The organism is Streptomyces sp. NPDC048664 (genome assembly GCF_040650555.1).
Taxonomy (GTDB): Bacteria; Actinomycetota; Actinomycetes; order Streptomycetales; family Streptomycetaceae; genus Streptomyces.
In genome coordinates this window covers 232,985-248,960 of sequence record NZ_JBEZHK010000005.1, presented here as the reverse complement: position 1 = coordinate 248,960, position 15,976 = coordinate 232,985, and the positions used below count along the sequence as shown (strand labels likewise).

The 15,976-nt window shown below is 72.5% G+C and carries 15 protein-coding genes; 7 read left to right on the top strand and 8 right to left on the bottom strand.

The genetic code is table 11. The features are described from left to right. Positions 1 to 62: 62 nt before the first annotated feature. From AB0C59_RS08160 to AB0C59_RS08130, 7 genes are all read right to left on the bottom strand, one after another. Positions 63 to 431, bottom strand: a complete 369-nt coding sequence (locus AB0C59_RS08160) for a cytidine deaminase (RefSeq protein ID WP_363001833.1) — start codon at positions 429 to 431, stop codon at positions 63 to 65. 320 nt (positions 432 to 751) lie between these two features. After that, positions 752 to 2,047, bottom strand: a complete 1,296-nt coding sequence (locus tag AB0C59_RS08155) for a hemolysin family protein (RefSeq protein WP_363001831.1) — start codon at positions 2,045 to 2,047, stop codon at positions 752 to 754. Further along, positions 2,044 to 2,541: an rRNA maturation RNase YbeY gene (ybeY, locus tag AB0C59_RS08150; protein WP_363001829.1), complete on the bottom strand. Its 498-nt coding sequence runs from the start codon at positions 2,539 to 2,541 to the stop codon at positions 2,044 to 2,046. The genes AB0C59_RS08155 and ybeY overlap by 4 nt, the downstream gene beginning before the upstream one ends. 12 nt (positions 2,542 to 2,553) lie before the next feature. After that, positions 2,554 to 3,627, bottom strand: a complete 1,074-nt coding sequence (locus AB0C59_RS08145; protein WP_363001827.1) for a PhoH family protein — start codon at positions 3,625 to 3,627, stop codon at positions 2,554 to 2,556. Between the two features lie 194 nt (positions 3,628 to 3,821). After that, positions 3,822 to 5,177 carry a GH1 family beta-glucosidase gene (locus AB0C59_RS08140; RefSeq protein WP_363001825.1) on the bottom strand — a complete coding sequence of 452 codons (1,356 nt, stop codon included), beginning with the start codon at positions 5,175 to 5,177 and terminating at the stop codon, positions 3,822 to 3,824. Between the two features lie 78 nt (positions 5,178 to 5,255). After that, complete coding sequence (locus AB0C59_RS08135) at positions 5,256 to 5,522, bottom strand: protealysin inhibitor emfourin (protein WP_363001823.1); 267 nt, start codon at positions 5,520 to 5,522, stop codon at positions 5,256 to 5,258. Between the two features lie 57 nt (positions 5,523 to 5,579). Then, positions 5,580 to 6,647, bottom strand: coding sequence for a M4 family metallopeptidase (locus AB0C59_RS08130; RefSeq protein ID WP_363001822.1), 1,068 nt, complete (start codon positions 6,645 to 6,647; stop codon positions 5,580 to 5,582). A 304-nt stretch (positions 6,648 to 6,951) separates the two neighbouring features. On the opposite strand from AB0C59_RS08130, the gene leuA reads away from it, so the two are divergent. The 3 genes from leuA to AB0C59_RS08115 all read left to right on the top strand — a co-directional run bounded on the left by leuA (position 6,952) and on the right by AB0C59_RS08115 (position 10,844). Then, positions 6,952 to 8,673: a 2-isopropylmalate synthase gene (gene leuA, locus AB0C59_RS08125; protein ID WP_363001821.1), complete on the top strand. Its 1,722-nt coding sequence runs from the start codon at positions 6,952 to 6,954 to the stop codon at positions 8,671 to 8,673. A gap of 193 nt (positions 8,674 to 8,866) precedes the next feature. Continuing rightward, positions 8,867 to 9,571, top strand: coding sequence for a TerB family tellurite resistance protein (locus AB0C59_RS08120; RefSeq protein ID WP_363001820.1), 705 nt, complete (start codon positions 8,867 to 8,869; stop codon positions 9,569 to 9,571). Positions 9,572 to 9,644: 73 nt separating this feature from the next. After that, positions 9,645 to 10,844 (top strand): sialidase family protein, encoded by a 1,200-nt coding sequence (locus AB0C59_RS08115; protein WP_363001819.1) that lies wholly within the window; start codon positions 9,645 to 9,647, stop codon positions 10,842 to 10,844. Positions 10,845 to 10,847: 3 nt separating this feature from the next. On the opposite strand, the gene AB0C59_RS08110 is transcribed toward AB0C59_RS08115, so the two are convergent. Next, positions 10,848 to 11,783, bottom strand: a complete 936-nt coding sequence (locus AB0C59_RS08110; RefSeq protein WP_363001818.1) for a dihydrodipicolinate synthase family protein — start codon at positions 11,781 to 11,783, stop codon at positions 10,848 to 10,850. Between the two features lie 266 nt (positions 11,784 to 12,049). Here AB0C59_RS08110 and AB0C59_RS08105 point away from each other — a divergent pair, with 266 nt between their 5' ends. From AB0C59_RS08105 to AB0C59_RS08090, 4 genes are all read left to right on the top strand, one after another. Beyond that, positions 12,050 to 12,802: an FCD domain-containing protein gene (locus tag AB0C59_RS08105; RefSeq protein WP_363001817.1), complete on the top strand. Its 753-nt coding sequence runs from the start codon at positions 12,050 to 12,052 to the stop codon at positions 12,800 to 12,802. Positions 12,803 to 13,063: 261 nt separating this feature from the next. Next, positions 13,064 to 13,618 (top strand): GTP cyclohydrolase I, encoded by a 555-nt coding sequence (locus AB0C59_RS08100; RefSeq protein ID WP_363001816.1) that lies wholly within the window; start codon positions 13,064 to 13,066, stop codon positions 13,616 to 13,618. Between the two features lie 77 nt (positions 13,619 to 13,695). Beyond that, positions 13,696 to 14,325 (top strand): NUDIX hydrolase, encoded by a 630-nt coding sequence (locus AB0C59_RS08095; RefSeq protein ID WP_363001815.1) that lies wholly within the window; start codon positions 13,696 to 13,698, stop codon positions 14,323 to 14,325. A 5-nt stretch (positions 14,326 to 14,330) separates the two neighbouring features. Continuing rightward, positions 14,331 to 15,938, top strand: a complete 1,608-nt coding sequence (locus AB0C59_RS08090) for an MFS transporter (RefSeq protein ID WP_363001814.1) — start codon at positions 14,331 to 14,333, stop codon at positions 15,936 to 15,938. Positions 15,939 to 15,976 lie beyond the last annotated feature (38 nt).

The window sequence follows — 15,976 nt, the reverse complement described above, 5'->3', positions numbered from 1 at the left end:
GGGTGCGCGGGCCGGCGGAGGCCGCCGATCCGCGCGGCGGGTCCTCGGCCCGGCCCCCGGGGTCAGTTCGCCGGGAGGGTCTGACGGACCAGGCCCTCGGGGGAGGCCAGGAGCACGGGCGTGCCGGTGCCGCCGAGGTCCCGTACGGCCGCCAGGTCCTCGGGGGACACGGTGTCCGCGCCGGTCACCACCGCCGCCGCCTCCAGGGACGTCGCCCCGGACGCCACGGCCATCGCCACCGCCGTGCGCAGCGCGCTCAGCTTCAGGGACTCCAGGGACACGGTCCCGGCCACGTACGTCCGCCCCGTCTCGTCCCGCACCGCCGCCCCCTCGGGCACCCCGTTGCGGGCCCGCGCGGAGCGGGCCAGCGTGACGATCTTGCGGTCCTCGGGGTCGAGCGCGCCGCTGTCGGTCGCGTTGCTGTCGGTCATGCCCCGAGCATACGAAGCACGGGACCCGCGACCACCACGGGGTGCGGCGCGTCACGCCGTCACCGGACCAGGGCCCTGAGCCCGGGCCGCGACGCCCGCCCCACCCGGTGGACGCCCGGCCCGGACCCCCGGCCGCGGCCCCGGACGCGCACGATGCCGGGACCCGGGAGCCGGGAGCCGGGAGCCGAGGCCCAGGCGTGCCGTGGCCCGGCGCGCGGGGCCAGGCCTCCGGGGCGGCACGCCGGGCTCGTGGGAGCCGGTGCCACGCGAAGAGCTCCCGTGCGACACCTGCGACGTCCCGTCCCGCCGCCCGCGCGGCGCTACTCCTCGGAGGGTTCGGCGGCCGGTGCCGTCGGCTCCACGAGCACCGTCACGATCTTGTTCCGGCGGCCGGAGGCGGACTCCGCGGTCAGCCGCAGCGCGCGCCCGTCGGGCAGTTCCACGACCGAGGAGGCGCCCGCGATGGGCACCCGGCCCAGCGCCTTGGCGAGCAGGCCGCCGACCGTCTCCACGTCCTCGTCGTCGTACGCCTCCAGCCCGTACAGCTCGCCGAGGTCGCCGATGTCGAGTCGGGCGGTCACGCGGTAGCGGTCCTCGCCCAGGTCCACCACCGGCGGCAGCTCCCGGTCGTACTCGTCGGTGATCTCCCCGACGATCTCCTCCAGGATGTCCTCGATGGTGACGATCCCCGCCGTGCCGCCGTACTCGTCGATGACGACGGCGACGTGGTTGCGCTCCTTCTGCATCTCCCGCAGGAGATCCCCCGCGTTCTTCGTGTCCGGCACGAACGTGGCCGGGCGCATCGCGGTGGACACCAGCTCGGACTCGGCGTCCCGGCTGATGTGCGTCTTGCGGGCCAGGTCCTTGAGGTACACGATCCCCACGATGTCGTCCTCGCTCTCCCCGGTGACGGGGATGCGCGAGAAGCCGGACCGCAGCGCCAGGGTCAGCGCCTGGCGGATGGTCTTGAAGCGCTCGATGACCACCAGGTCCGTGCGCGGGACCATGACCTCCCGCACCAGGGTGTCGCCCAGCTCGAACACCGAGTGCACCATGCGGCGCTCCTCGGCCTCGATCAGCGACTCCTTCTCGGCGAGGTCCACCAGCGCGCGCAGCTCCGCCTCGGAGGCGAACGGGCCGCGCCGGAAGCCCTTGCCGGGGGTGAGGGCGTTGCCCAGGAGGATCAGCAGGGACGGGATCGGGCCCATGATCCGGGCCAGCGGCAGCAGCACGTACGCCGCCGCCGTCGCCGTGTTCAGCGGATGCTGGCGGCCGATGGTGCGCGGGGAGACGCCGACGGCGACGTACGAGACGAGCACCATGACCGCGATGGCCACCAGCAGCGCCTCGGCGGTGCTGGTGAACTCCTGGAGGCAGGCGTAGGTGACCAGGGCGGCCGCGGCCATCTCGCAGGCGACGCGGACCAGCAGCGCCACGTTGAGATAGCGGGTGGGGTCGGCGGCGATCTGGGCGAGCCCCGCGCTGCCGCGCCGGCCGCCGCGCACGGCCTCCTCGGCGCGGAAGCTGGAGACACGCGCGAGGCCCGCCTCCGCGCAGGCGGCGAGCCAGGCGACGACGACCAGGGCGATCGCGCCGAGGATCAGTTCGGGTGTCATGACACGGTCGGGGCGGGGGACGGCCCCGTCAGGCCCTTCTCCGCACGCCAGCCGTCCACGATGGCGGCCTGGAGTCCGAACATCTCGGCCTTCTCGTCGGGCTCCTCGTGGTCGTACCCGAGCAGGTGCAGCACTCCGTGGACGGTCAGGAGCTGGAGCTCCTCGTCCATGGAGTGCTGCGTCGGCGCCTCGGCGCCCTGCTTGGTGGCGACCTCGGGGCACAGCACGATGTCGCCGAGCAGGCCCTGCGGCGGCTCGTCGTCGTCCTTGGCCGGCGGACGCAGCTCGTCCATCGGGAAGGACATGACGTCCGTGGGGCCCGGCAGGTCCATCCACTGGATGTGCAGCTGCTCCATGGCGTCGTCGTCCACGACGATCACCGACAGCTCGGAGAGCGGGTGGATGCGCATCCGGGCGAGCGCGTAGCGGGCGATGTCGAGGATCGCCTGCTCGTCGACCTCGGTTCCGGACTCGTTGTTGACGTCGATCGACATGGTGGTGCTGGTCTACTTCCCCTTGTGCGCGTGCCCGGCCTTGCCGTGCGGCGGCTTGTGCGCGCCGTTCTCGGTGCCGGACCTGCTGTCGTACTTCTCGTAGGCGTCGACAATACGGCCGACGAGCTTGTGCCGTACGACATCGTGGGACGTCAGCCGGGAGAAGTGGACGTCCTCGACGCCCTCCAGGATGTCCTGCACCTGTCGCAGACCGCTCTTGGTCCCGTTCGGCAGGTCGACCTGGGTGACGTCGCCCGTGATCACGATCTTCGAGTCGAAGCCGAGGCGGGTGAGGAACATCTTCATCTGCTCGGGGCTCGTGTTCTGGGCCTCGTCCAGGATGATGAAGGCGTCGTTGAGCGTACGGCCGCGCATGTAGGCCAGGGGAGCGACCTCGATCGTCCCGGCGGCCATCAGGCGGGGGATCGAGTCCGGGTCGAGCATGTCGTGCAGGGCGTCGTAGAGCGGGCGCAGATACGGGTCGATCTTCTCGTACAGCGTGCCGGGCAGGAAGCCGAGGCGTTCGCCCGCCTCGACGGCCGGGCGGGTCAGGATGATGCGGTTGACCTGCTTGGACTGCAGGGCCTGCACCGCCTTCGCCATGGCGAGGTAGGTCTTGCCGGTACCGGCGGGGCCGATGCCGAAGACGATCGTGTGCTTGTCGATCGCGTCCACGTACCGCTTCTGGTTGAGCGTCTTGGGGCGGATCGTGCGGCCGCGGGAGGACAGGATGTTCTGGGTGAGCACCTCGGCCGGTGTCTCCTCGGGGCCCTCCCCGTCCGCGCCCGCGCGGAGCATGGCGATCGAGCGTTCCACTGCGTCCTCCGTCATCGGCTGTCCGGTGCGGAGCACCAGCATCATCTCGTCGAACAGGCGCTGGATCAGCGCGACTTCCCGTGCGTCGCCGACCGCGCTGATCTCGTTGCCCCGGACATGGATGTCGGCCGCCGGGAAAGCCGATTCGATCACGCGCAGGAGGGAGTCGCCGGACCCCAGCACGGTCACCATGGGGTGCTGGGCGGGTACGGTGAAGCGCGCTTTGGCCTGCCCCTCCGCGGGGTCCTGCGCTGTGGGTGTCTGAGTCATGGGCCGGCTCTGTGGCCTGCGATTCCTCCTCCGTACGGCCGCACAGCTGAGGGCGGCCTCGCGGTTTCCAGGGTACGACGCGGCACCGACACAGCCGTAGGGCTTTTCCGTGCTCTTGTATGACGTGTATACCCCGTCGTGCCGCCTGCGGCCTCCGGCCGGGGGTGGATGCCGCAGCGCGACGACGCCGGGTGTCACCCGGCGTCCGCGGGCGACCGGCGCCCGCGCGCCGTCCGCAGCTGGTCGCGCAGCCAGGCGTAGGACGCCTTCGGGGTGCGCTTCAGGGTGGTGTAGTCCACATGGACCAGGCCGAAGCGGCGGGCGTAGCCCTCGGCCCACTCGAAGTTGTCCAGGAGCGACCACACGAAGTAGCCGCGCACGTCCACGCCCGCCTCCACCGCGCGCAGCAGTGCTCCGATGTGGCCGTCCAGGTAGGCGATGCGCTCCTGGTCGTCCAGGCCCTCGTACGAACAGCCGTTCTCGGTGATCACGAGCGGCGGGAGCCGGTCGCCGTAGCGGGTGCGCAGATCGGTCAGGAGTTCGGTCAGGCCCTCCGGCACCACCGGCCAGCCGAAGTCCGTGACCGGGCGGCCCTCGATCTCGCGTACCGAGAAGGGAAGTTCGGCGGGGAAGGTGAGGCCGCCGTACTCGGTCTCGGTGCCCTGCGGGGCGCCCACCTCGGCCGGTGCGTAGTAGTTGATCCCGTACCAGTCGAGCGGCTCCGAGATCACCGCGAGGTCCGCGTCGACGTCGCCCGGCATCAGCTCGCCGATGCCCTCCGGATAGCGGCCGAGCAGCAGGGGGTCGCAGAACAGCCGGTTGAGCAGCACGTCGTAGAACTCCGCCGCGTCCCTGTCCTCCTGCTTCCCGGACGCCGGCCAGGTGGGGCTGTGCGAGTTGGCGATGCCGATGTCGTCCGCCCCGGCCGCGCGCAGGGCCCGTACCGCCAGCCCGTGCGCCAGCAACTGGTGGTGGGCCACCGGCAGGGCGTCGAACATCAGCGTCCGGCCGGGCGCGTGCGCGCCCAGGGCGTGGCCCAGCAGGGTGTGCTCGGCGGGCTCGTTGAGCGTGATCCACTTCGTGACGCGGTCCCCGAGGCGCTCGGCGACCACCGACACGTACTGCGCGAACCGCTCGGCGGTGTCCCGCTCCAGCCAGTCCAGCGCGACGGGCAGGTCCCAGTGGAAGAGGGTGGGGACGGGGCGTACGCCCGCCGCGCACAGCTCGTCCACCAGGCGGTCGTAGAAGTCCAGGCCACCGGGGGAGTCCACGCGGGGCCAGGAGATCGAGAAGCGGTAGGCGTCCACGCCGAGGTCCGCGATCAGCGCCACGTCCTCGCGGTAGCGGTGGTAGTGGTCGCAGGCCACCTCCGCGGTCGAGCCGTCCTTCACCCGGCCCGGCTCGGCGGTGAACGCGTCCCACACGGAGGGGGCGCGCTCACCGGCCGCCCCCTCGATCTGATGGGCCGAGGTCGCCACACCCCACAGGAATCCGGCCGGGAACCGGGACATCGGGCTCTGGTTCGGGTTCGTCGCCATGCGCCGGATCATCCGCACCGGTGGTCACCGGAGTCAACGGGTGTGCGGCACTTGGTAGTTGACGCGAAGCGTGCGGCGCTGTGGCGCCGGTCAGGCTCCCTCCTTCAGCACCCGCGACACCAGCGCCCGCTGCGCGTCGCTCAGCAGGGGGTCCGCGCAGTACACGGTCCGCGCGTCCACCGTGATCTCGTAGGCGAACCCGTCCGGCACGCCCTTGGGCGGTGTGTCCTGGCCGTCGGCCAGGACCTGCTCGGCCAGGTCGCACCACTCCTCGGCGTCGACCCGGCCCGAGGTGTCCACCTCGGCCCGGCGCTCGATGCCCGCGAACCCGCCCGTACGCCTCACTCGAATACGCATGGCACCTGTCTAGTACGAGTCGGGCGTCCAGGGCTACGGGGCCATGGGGCCAAGGGACTACGAGGCCGCCACCTTGACCCCCTCCCACGCCTTCAGGACGGCGTCGTACTCCGCCCCCTCCTGGTAGCGGGCCCTGGCCGCCGCCACGGTCAGCTTCGCGAACGCGGCGAAGTCGGCGTCCGGCTGCAACCGGCCGCCGGTCAGCACGTCGTACCAGATCTGCCCGGCCCGCTCCCACGCGTTGCCGCCCAGTTCGGTGGCGACCAGGTAGAACGCGTGGTTGGGGATGCCGGAGTTGATGTGCACCCCGCCGTTGTCCTGGCCGGTGTGCACATAGCCGTCCATCGTCGCCGGCTGGGGGTCCTTGCCGAGCACGTCGTCGTCGTAGGCGGTGCCCGGCTCCTTCATCGAGCGCAGCGCCGTGCCGGTGACGCGGGGGGCCAGCAGCCCGGCGCCGATCAGCCAGTCGGAGTCGGCGGCGCTCTGGCCGAGGCCGTACTGCTTGATCAGCGAGCCGAACACGTCCGACAGCGACTCGTTGAGCGCGCCGGACTGGCCGTAGTAGGTCAGGTTCGCCGTGTACTGGGTGACGCCGTGGGTGAGTTCGTGGCCGATGACGTCCACCGGGATGGTGAAGTCCAGGAAGACCTCGTTGTCGCCGTCGCCGAACACCATCTGCTCGCCGTTCCAGAAGGCGTTGTCGTAGTTCTCGTCGTAGTGGACGCTGGCGTCCAGGGGCAGTCCTCTGCCGTCGATGGAGTCCCGTCCGTACACCGTCCGGTACAGCTCGAAGGTGGCGCCGAGGCCCGCGTACGCCCGGTTGACCGAGGCGTCCTGGCCGGGCTCGTCGCCCTCCCCGCGGACCTTCTCGCCGGGCAGGTCCTGGCGGTGTCCGGCGTCGTAGACGGTGCGGCGCGGGCCCTCGGCGGTGGCGGCGGACGGGGCCGCGACGGACGCGCCGATGACCGTGGTCAGCCGGCGGCGGGTGCGCTCCAGCGCGTCGCGTTCGAGGGTGCGGCGCGCGGGAGCGGCGAGTGCGAGGTCGTCGTGACGGGCCAGCCTGTCCAGGACATGCGGCGGCACGATGGTGCAGAAGACGGGCTCGAAGCCCCCGTTGCTGGTCATACCCCACCATTGCACTAAGTGACTGAACTGTCACTACCCGCAACCGGCATGGGGAGAAGTCGAGGCGGCGGCTGTGATGCGGCGCACTTTTTGTCCGAATTGTTCCACGGGTCCCGCATACTGATACGGGCCCTCGTGCCGGGCGTGGCTCGGTTAGGATGCGGAGCACCATGCGTTTCGGGCTGCTCCTCCTTAGCTGCCGCGGCGAGGGCCTGTAGTCGAGGCCGACCCCCTCCCCGCGGAGTCTGGCGTTGCGCCGTCGGCCGTCCCTCCGGACTCCGACATCCCAAGGAGCCTTCGCATCATGGCGAACCGCCAGCAGTCCACCTCCATGCCGACCCACAAGTACCGCCCGTACGACCAGGTCGACATCCCCGACCGCACCTGGCCCGGGAAGCGGATCACCGAGGCCCCGCGCTGGCTCTCCACGGACCTGCGGGACGGCAACCAGTCGCTGATCGACCCCATGTCGCCGGCGCGCAAGCGCGCCATGTTCGACCTGCTGGTGAAGCTGGGCTACAAGGAGATCGAGGTCGGCTTCCCGGCCTCCGGCCAGACCGACTTCGACTTCGTGCGCTCGATCATCGAGGACGAGGGCGCGATCCCCGACGACGTGACGATCTCGGTGCTGACCCAGGCCCGCGAGGACCTGATCGAGCGCACCGTGGAGTCCCTGAAGGGCGCCAGGCGCGCCACCGTCCACCTCTACAACGCCACCGCCCCGGTCTTCCGCCGCGTCGTCTTCCGCGGCTCTAAGGACGACATCAAGCAGATCGCGGTGGACGGCACGCGGCTGGTGATGGAGTACGCCGAGAAGCTGCTGGGCCCCGAGACCGAGTTCGGCTACCAGTACAGCCCGGAGATCTTCACCGACACCGAGCTGGACTTCGCCCTGGAGGTCTGCGAGGCCGTCATGGACGTCTGGCAGCCCGGCCCCGGCCGCGAGATCATCCTCAACCTGCCCGCGACCGTGGAGCGTTCCACCCCGTCCACGCACGCGGACCGCTTCGAGTGGATGCACCGCAACCTCTCCCGGCGCGCGCACGTGTGCCTGTCCGTCCACCCCCACAACGACCGCGGCACCGCGGTCGCCGCGGCCGAGCTGGCCCTGATGGCCGGCGCGGACCGCATCGAGGGCTGCCTGTTCGGCCAGGGCGAGCGCACCGGCAACGTCGACCTGGTCACGCTGGGTATGAACCTGTTCTCCCAGGGAGTCGACCCGCAGATCGACTTCTCCGACATCGACGAGATCCGTCGTACGTGGGAGTACTGCAACCAGATGGAGGTCCACCCCCGCCACCCCTACATCGGGGACCTCGTCTACACCTCCTTCTCCGGCTCCCACCAGGACGCCATCAAGAAGGGCTTCGACGCCATGGAGGCCGAGGCGGCCGCCCGCGGGGTGGGCGTCGACGACATCGAGTGGGCGGTGCCGTACCTGCCCATCGACCCCAAGGACGTCGGCCGCTCCTACGAGGCGGTCATCCGCGTCAACTCGCAGTCCGGCAAGGGCGGTGTCGCCTACGTCCTCAAGAACGACCACAAGCTGGAACTGCCGCGCCGGATGCAGATCGAGTTCTCCAGGATCATCCAGGCCAAGACGGACGCCGAGGGCGGCGAGGTCACGCCGAAGGCCATCTGGTCGGTCTTCCAGGACGAGTACCTGCCCAACCCGGACAACGCCTGGGGCCGCGTCCAGGTGCGCACGGGCCAGTCCACGACGGACACCGACGGGGTGGACACCCTCAGGGTGGAGGCCACGGTCGACGGCCGGGACACGGTCCTGACCGGCACCGGCAACGGCCCGATCTCGGCCTTCTTCGAGGCCCTGCAGTCCATCGGCATCGACGTACGTCTGCTGGACTACCAGGAGCACACGATGAGCGAGGGCGCCTCCGCGCAGGCCGCCTCCTACATCGAGTGCGCGATCGACGGCAAGATCCTCTGGGGCATCGGTATCGACGCGAACACGACACGTGCGTCGCTGAAGGCGGTCGTCTCCGCCGTCAACCGCGCCACCCGCTGATCCCCCGGTCGGCTTCCTGACCGGCGTGTTCACGGCCCCGGCCGCCCGTCACGGGCGGCCGGGGCCGCGTCGTGGACCGGCCATTCCGGCCGAAGATCACGGATCGGTCTCGTCGGAGGTGCTGACTTCGCCTCACCGATGTGGCTAACATCACGCCCAGCGCGGCGACGATGCCACGGGACGGAGGTGCGGCGTGCTGCCAGGACGGGGACGTAACGGCCGAGGAGCCCGCATGGGCCGTGTCACGCACGTCCTGGGTGTCCGCGTCGCGTGGACCGCCGTGGGCGACGGCGAGTTCTTCTGCCCCGGCTGCGGGGGCGACCGCAACTACCAGCGGCTCACCGGCCGCCGCCGCCTCACCCTGGTGGGCGTACCGCTGCTGTCGCGCGGTGCGGCGGCCCCGGTCGTGGAGTGCGCCTCCTGCCGGCGCCACTTCGGCACGGACGCCCTGAACCACCCCACCACCACGCGCTTCTCGGCGATGCTGCGCGACGCGGTCCACGCGGTGGCCCTCGCGGTCCTCGCGGCGGGCGGCGCCTGCTCCCGCACGACGCTCAGGGCGGCCGTCGACGTGCTGCGCTCGGCGGGTTTCGAGGACTGCACCGGGGACCGGCTCGGCGCCCTGGCCGAGGGGTTCGCCGCCGGCGACGGCCGCGCGTGCGGTGCGCCCGGCGAGGCGGGGCCCGGCAGGGAGCTCCATGAGGCCCTGGGCCCCCTTGCCCCGCATCTCGCCCCCGCCGGCCGGGAGGCGCTGCTCCTGCGGGCGGCCCGGATCGCCCTCGCGGACGGCCCGTACACACCGGCCGAGCGGGACGTCCTGGCCGCGGTGGGATCGGCTCTGACGATCCATCCGGACGACGTCCCCCGGCTCCTGGAAGCCGCTCGCACGCCCTCCTGAGGGGTTCACTCACCCCGGTGACGCGTCCCCCGCCAAGGGATCAACGCCCGCGCGCCCGGGGAGCATGTGCACCATGACCTCCCTCGGCCGCTCCCTCCTCGCCGCCACCGCCACCACCGCCGCGCTCCTCACCCCGTTCGCGGCGGCGGCCCCCGCCCCCGCGACCCCCGGCTGCCTCACCTCCACCCCCTACACCGCGGGCCGTGGCGGCTACGCCACCTACCGCATCCCGGCGGTCGTCACCACCGGTGAGGGCACCGTGCTCGCCTTCGCCGAAGGCAGACGGGACGGCGTGGCCGACAGCGGAGCCATAGACGTGGTCCTCAGGCGCTCGGACGACGGCGGCTGCACCTGGGGTCCCCTGGCGGTCGTCGCCGCGGGCCGCGCCGACACCCGGGGCAACCCCGCCCCCGTCCTCGACCCCCGCACCGGCCGCATCGTCCTCGTCACGTCGTACAACGCCGGGTCCGTGACCGAGGCGCAGATCATGCGCGGCGAGGCGACCTCCAGACAGACCCGCCGCGTCTTCGTGCAGACCAGCGCCGACGACGGCCGCCACTTCACCAGGCCGCGCGAGATCACGGCCCAGGTCAAGCGCCCCGACTGGCGCTGGTACGCGACCGGCCCCGGGCACGCCCTCGCCCTCACCCGGGGACCGCACGCCGGCCGGCTCGTCGTCCCCGCCGACCACTCCGCCGCCCCGCCCCCGGGCTCCTTGGACACCGGGCGGGAGTACCGGTACTACGGGTCGCACGCCCTCTACAGCGACGACGGCGGCCGCACCTGGCGCATCGGCTACAGCGACGACTCCCACGACGGACGCGACAACTCCAACGAGAGCGGAGCCGCCCAACTCCCCGACGGAAGGATCTACTTCACCGCCCGCGACCAGGGTGGTGCCGACGCCGGCAACCGGCTCGACGCCTACTCCGAGGACGGCGGCAGGACCCTGGTCCACCCGTACGCCGTCCAGCACACCCTGGACGACGTCCCCGTGGTCCAGGGCAGCGTGCTCCAACTCCCGGGACCGGACGCCCCGCTGCTGTTCTGCGGCCCCTCCGTGCCCACCGCGCGCCGGGCGATGGCGCTGTGGCGCAGCACCGACGGCGGCGAGACCTTCGGCAAGGTCCTGACGCTGTCCGGCGCCCCGGCCGCCTACAGCGATCTGACGCGCCTGGCCGGTGGACGGGTCGGGATCCTGTACGAGACGGGGGCGAAGGGCCCGTACGAGAGGATCGTGTTCCGGCGCGTCCCGCTCGGCGCCGTGCGGTGAGCGTCACAGCAGGCCCGCCGCGGCCAGGAACTTCCCCACCCGTTCCGTCTCCTCCTCCGACAGCGGCACCTGCGGCTCGGCGGTCGCCGGGCACGCGATGACTCCGCGCAGGTGCAGCGCCGCCTTGAACGCGCCGAGGGCCGAGGAGCTCTGGCCCATCCGGGCGGGGTCCCCGGCGCCGACCATGCCGTACAGCGCGCACAGCCGGTCCTGTTCCGCGCGCGCCGACGGAAGGTCACCGGCCCGGAACAGCCGGTCGAGGCGGACGTAGCCCGCCGGGTCCACGTTGGCCAGCCCGGGAACCGCCCCGTCCGCGCCCAGCGCCAGCGCCGAGTCCACGAGCCGTTCCGAACCCGTCAGCACGCTGAAGCCCGTGATGCCCGGGGTCGTGCGCGCGCCGGTCACGACCGCGCGGAAGGCGGCCAGATCGCCGCTGGAGTCCTTCAGCCCGGCGAGCGTGCCCTCCGCTGCCAGCTCCAGCACCAGTTCGGGGGCCAGCTCGGTGTGCACCGCCGCGGGGATGCCGTAGGCGATGACCGGCACGGGGGAGCGGTCCGCCACCACCCGGAAGTGGCGGGCGATCTCGGCGGGGTGCGTGCGGGTGTAGAAGGGCGCCGTCACCACCACCGCGTCCACGCCCGCCCGCACGGCGTACCCCACATGGTCCAGGACCCGGGGCGTGGTCATGTCGATGGCCCCGGCCAGCACCGGCATCCGCCCCGCCACATGGGTGACCACCGTCTCCACCACCAGTCGTCGCTGGGCGTCCGTCAGATACGCGGCCTCCGAGGACGATCCGAGTACGAACAGGGCGTCCACCCCGCCGCGCACCAGATGGTCCACGAGGGTGAGCAGCGAGGGCACGTCCACCTCGCGTTCCGGCGTCAAAGGGGTGCAGACGGGCGGGACGACACCGGTCAGCGGGGTGGGCAGGGTCATCAGGGCTCCCTTCGGCGGTCCTCTCGTTCCTTCCGCACAGGATGGTGGCAGCGCGCGCGGTGTCCGTCCGCCGACGCGCCCGAGCGGCCCGGCGGCGGGTCGGCGCCCACGTCGCACACCGTTCCGCCGGCAAACGCGCGGCGGCGCGACCCCGGGAAGGGGGGCGGGGGCGGTCGAGGTCCGCGGCGCGCAGGGCGCGGCCGCCAATGGTGCGGACCAATGACGGTGAGACGTACGGGTAGTTGACGTTTTGTGGCACGCGTACGATGCGGCGCATGGTCCAGGAGCCCGGTGACCGGCGCGGGAGCGAACGACGCATCAGCGGCCGGATTCAGCGCGAGGTCATGCGGTTCATCCTCGATCGCAAACTCCGGCCCGGTGACCCGCTGCCCACGGAGTCCGAACTGATGGCGGACCTCGGGGTCGGCCGCGGCTCCGTCCGCCGGGCCCTGGAGGCCCTGACGGCCCTCGACATCGTCGAGGTCCGGCACGGCTACGGGACGTACGTCGGGCAGGCCGCCCTGAGCCCGTCCGGTGACGGACTCACCTTCCGGGCCCTGGCCCGGCCCGACGACGCGGTGGGCGCCCTGGACGAGATCCTCCAGGTGCGCGCGGTGGTGGAGGAGGAGCTGATACGGCGGGTCGCCGTGACGCTCTCCGACGCGGAACTCGACCGCCTCGACGCCGTGGTCGCACGGATGGAGGCGGCGGGCCGCGAGGGCCGCGCCTTCCCCGAACTCGACCGCGAGTTCCACGCGTTGCTGTACGGCTCCCTCGGTGACGCGCTGGTGCCGCGACTGCTGGGCGCCTTCTGGGCGGTGTTCCGGCGGGCCGCCCGCGCCCACGACTGGCCGGACGGCACGGCCCCGGCCCTGACCGCCCGCCGCCACCGCGCCATCGTGACCGCCCTGCGCTCCCGCGACGAGGAGCGCGCGGAGCGCGCGATGGCGGACCACTTCCGGGGGATCGAGGCCCGTGCGGCGGGGGAGCGGGAGGGCGCGGCGCACCCGAACGAGTGAGGGATCACCCGGTCACCGCTGACGAGTTGCCGGGCCCCGCGGCCCCGGGCAGCATGACACCGTCAGCGCGAAACTGCTGTTCAAAGCACGTGTGTATGCGCTCACCCAGGGACACTCCGGGCGTCGTCGCCTGTCCCGGTCAGGTGCGGCCCGAGTACGAGGACGGAGCAACCGGGCAGCCGCTCACGCGGGGCCCGCTGCGGGCCGACCTGGAACAGCAGTCTGGAACAGGCGCAACTCCGTCCACCAGGAGGTGTTTTCATGAGCAGCATCGCCGAATGGCTCGAAGAGAACGTCACGACCGACAAACGGGCGCTGGACTGGTACCGCGAACCGGAGTGCGAACCGCGGATCGTCCGCGCCTACCGCCAACTGCTGAGCGGCTACGAGATCGACACCTCGACGATCCTCAAGACCACCGTCGAGGTCCAGGGCGAGCACGCCGGCGTGGTCCGCGTGCACGACATCAACTACTACTCGATCTGCGCCCACCACTTCCTGCCCTTCTACGGCCAGGTGGCGATCTCCTACGTGCCCGGCGACCGGATCCTGGGCCTGGGCAAGTTCCCCCGCCTGGTGCAGGCGTTCAGCCGCAGGTTCCAGATCCAGGAGCACCTCGTCAAGGACATCGCCGAGGAGATCATGAACTCGGGTGGCGCACGCGCCGTACAGGTCGTCTCCACCGGCCGGCACATGTGCATGTGCAGCCGCGGCCCCAACGACCAGACGGCGCTCACCGACACCTCCTACGTCGCGGGCGACAGGGAACTGTTCACCCGCTACGGCCTGGACGTACCGACGGTCGGCCAGGCCTGACGCACGGCTTCCGCGCGGCGGACCTCCGGGTCGTCCGCCGCGCGGAACCATGCCCATCCCAGCGGACGGAGCGGGAGATGAGACTGGACTTCGTGGCGCACGACGCGCTGCGCGACGGCCGGGCGCACCACTACTGCCTGCGCTGCCACCGCGAGGCGGTGCGCTGGTACACCGAGGGCGGCCGGCGCCTGTGCGAGTGCCGCGCGTGCGGCGCGTGTGCCGAACGGGCCCTCGTGCTGGACCCGGCGGTGCGCTGGTGGACCGACAGCGCGGGCGAGTACTGGCACGAGACGGCGGGCGTGTTCGTCCGGGACACCCGGGGACGCCTGCTCCTCTTCGACCGCACCGCCCACCCCTTCGGTCTGACGATCCCCGCCGGGCACGTCGAGTGCCGCGAGAACCCCGACGGGGCGGCGGCCCGGGAGCTTCGGGAGGAGACCGGCATCGCGGGGGAGCGGCTGGAGCGCCTGATGCGGGTCCCGGTACCCGGCGACGGCTGCCGGCGCGGCGCCGACGCCCACCTGTGGCACGTCTTCCGCACGGCCGCCCCCGTCGAGGCGGACCTGCCCGTGGAACTCGGCCCCGAGGGCACCACCGCCCTCTGGCTGACCCCCGACGAGGCGCGCGAGCACCCGCTCGTCCCGGCGGTACGCCGGCTGCTCGACGCCTGCCGGGACCACCTGGCGCTGTCCCCCGCGGGCGGCTGACCACCGTGTCCTCGGCCGGTGCGCCCCGGCCCGCGCAGGCCGGCGCCCCGCCACGGGCCGGGCGCCGGGAATGGACCGGCCTCGCGGTCCTGGCGTTGCCGACGATGCTCATCGGCCTCGACATGACGGTGCTGCACCTGGCCGTCCCCTATCTGAGCCGACGGCTCCATCCGAGCGGGACGCAGCTGCTGTGGATCGTGGACATCTACGGCTTCATGGTCGCCGGATTCCTCGCCATGATGGGCACCCTCGGCGACCGGGCGGGGCGCCGCCGGCTGCTCCTGACGGGCGGGGTGGCCTTCGCCGCCGCCTCCACCCTCGCCGCGTTCTCCACCACCCCGCAGACGCTCATCGCCTCACGCGCGCTGCTGGGGGTGGCCGGGGCGACCCTGATGCCCTCGACCCTCTCCCTGATCAGCAACATGTTCCGCGACCCCGGGCAGCGCCGGCTCGCGGTCGCGGTGTGGATGACCAACTTCAGCGTCGGCGCGATGATCGGACCACTGGTCGGCGGGCTGTTCCTGGAGCACTTCTGGTACGGGTCGGTGTTCCTGCTCGGGGTGCCGGTGGGCGCCGTCCTGCTGGTCGCCGGACCCCTGCTGCTGCCCGAGTACCGCGCCCCGCACGCGGGACGCCTGGATCCGGTCAGCGCCGCGCTGTCCGTCCTGACCGTGCTGCCGGTGGTCTACGCCTTCAAGGAGATCGCCCAGCACGGGGTGCGCACCGCCTCGTCGCTGAGCCTGGCCGCCGGACTGTGCCTGGGCGCCGTCTTCGTGCGCAGGCAGCTGAGACTGCCCGACCCGATGCTCGACCTGCGGCTCTTCCGCCGCCCGGAGTTCGGGGTGGCGCTGGCCGGTCTGACGCTCGGCCTCTTCGCCGTGACCGGCACCCAGTTCCTGCTCCTGCAGTACTTCCAGCTGGTCCTCGGCCTGTCCCCGCTGGTGACCGGCCTGTGGACGCTGCCCTCCGTGCTGGCGGGCGTGGTGAGCGCGCTGCTGGCACCGTTCGTGGCCCGGCGCACCGGCACGGTCGGGGTCATGGCGGGCGGCTTCCTGCTGGCCGTACCGGGCCTGGCCCTGCTGCTCGGCACGGGCCCGGCGTCCGGCCCGCTCCTCGGCGTCCTCGGCTTCGCCCTCGCCTCCTTCGGCGTGCAGGCGGCGCTCGCCCTCACCAACGACGCCATCATCAGCTCCGCCCCGCCCGAACGCGCGGGCAACGCCTCCGGCATCGGGGAGACCGGCGCGAACCTGGGCGAGGCCCTGGGGGTGGCCGTCGCCGGGTCCGTGGCCGCCGCCGTCTACCGGGCCAGGCTCCACACCGGCGGCCTGCCCGAGGCCGTCGGACCCGACGCGGCGCGGGCCGCCCGCGCGACGCTGGCCGGCGCCACCGAGACCGCCGCGCACCTGCCGGGCCGCCTCGGCGGCGACCTCCTCGTCCTCGCGCGCACGGCCTTCACGGACGGCATGCACACGGCCGTGCTCGTGAACATCGCCCTCCTGGTGGCCCTGACCGCCGCCCACCTGGCCCTCCTGCGACGCGTACGCCGCACGCTGCGCCCGGCCCGGTCACCCGCACCCGAGAGGATCTCCGTCGAGCACGGCCCCGGGGCGTAGCCCCGGCGCACCGGCGGGGATGTCGACCACGGGTGTAC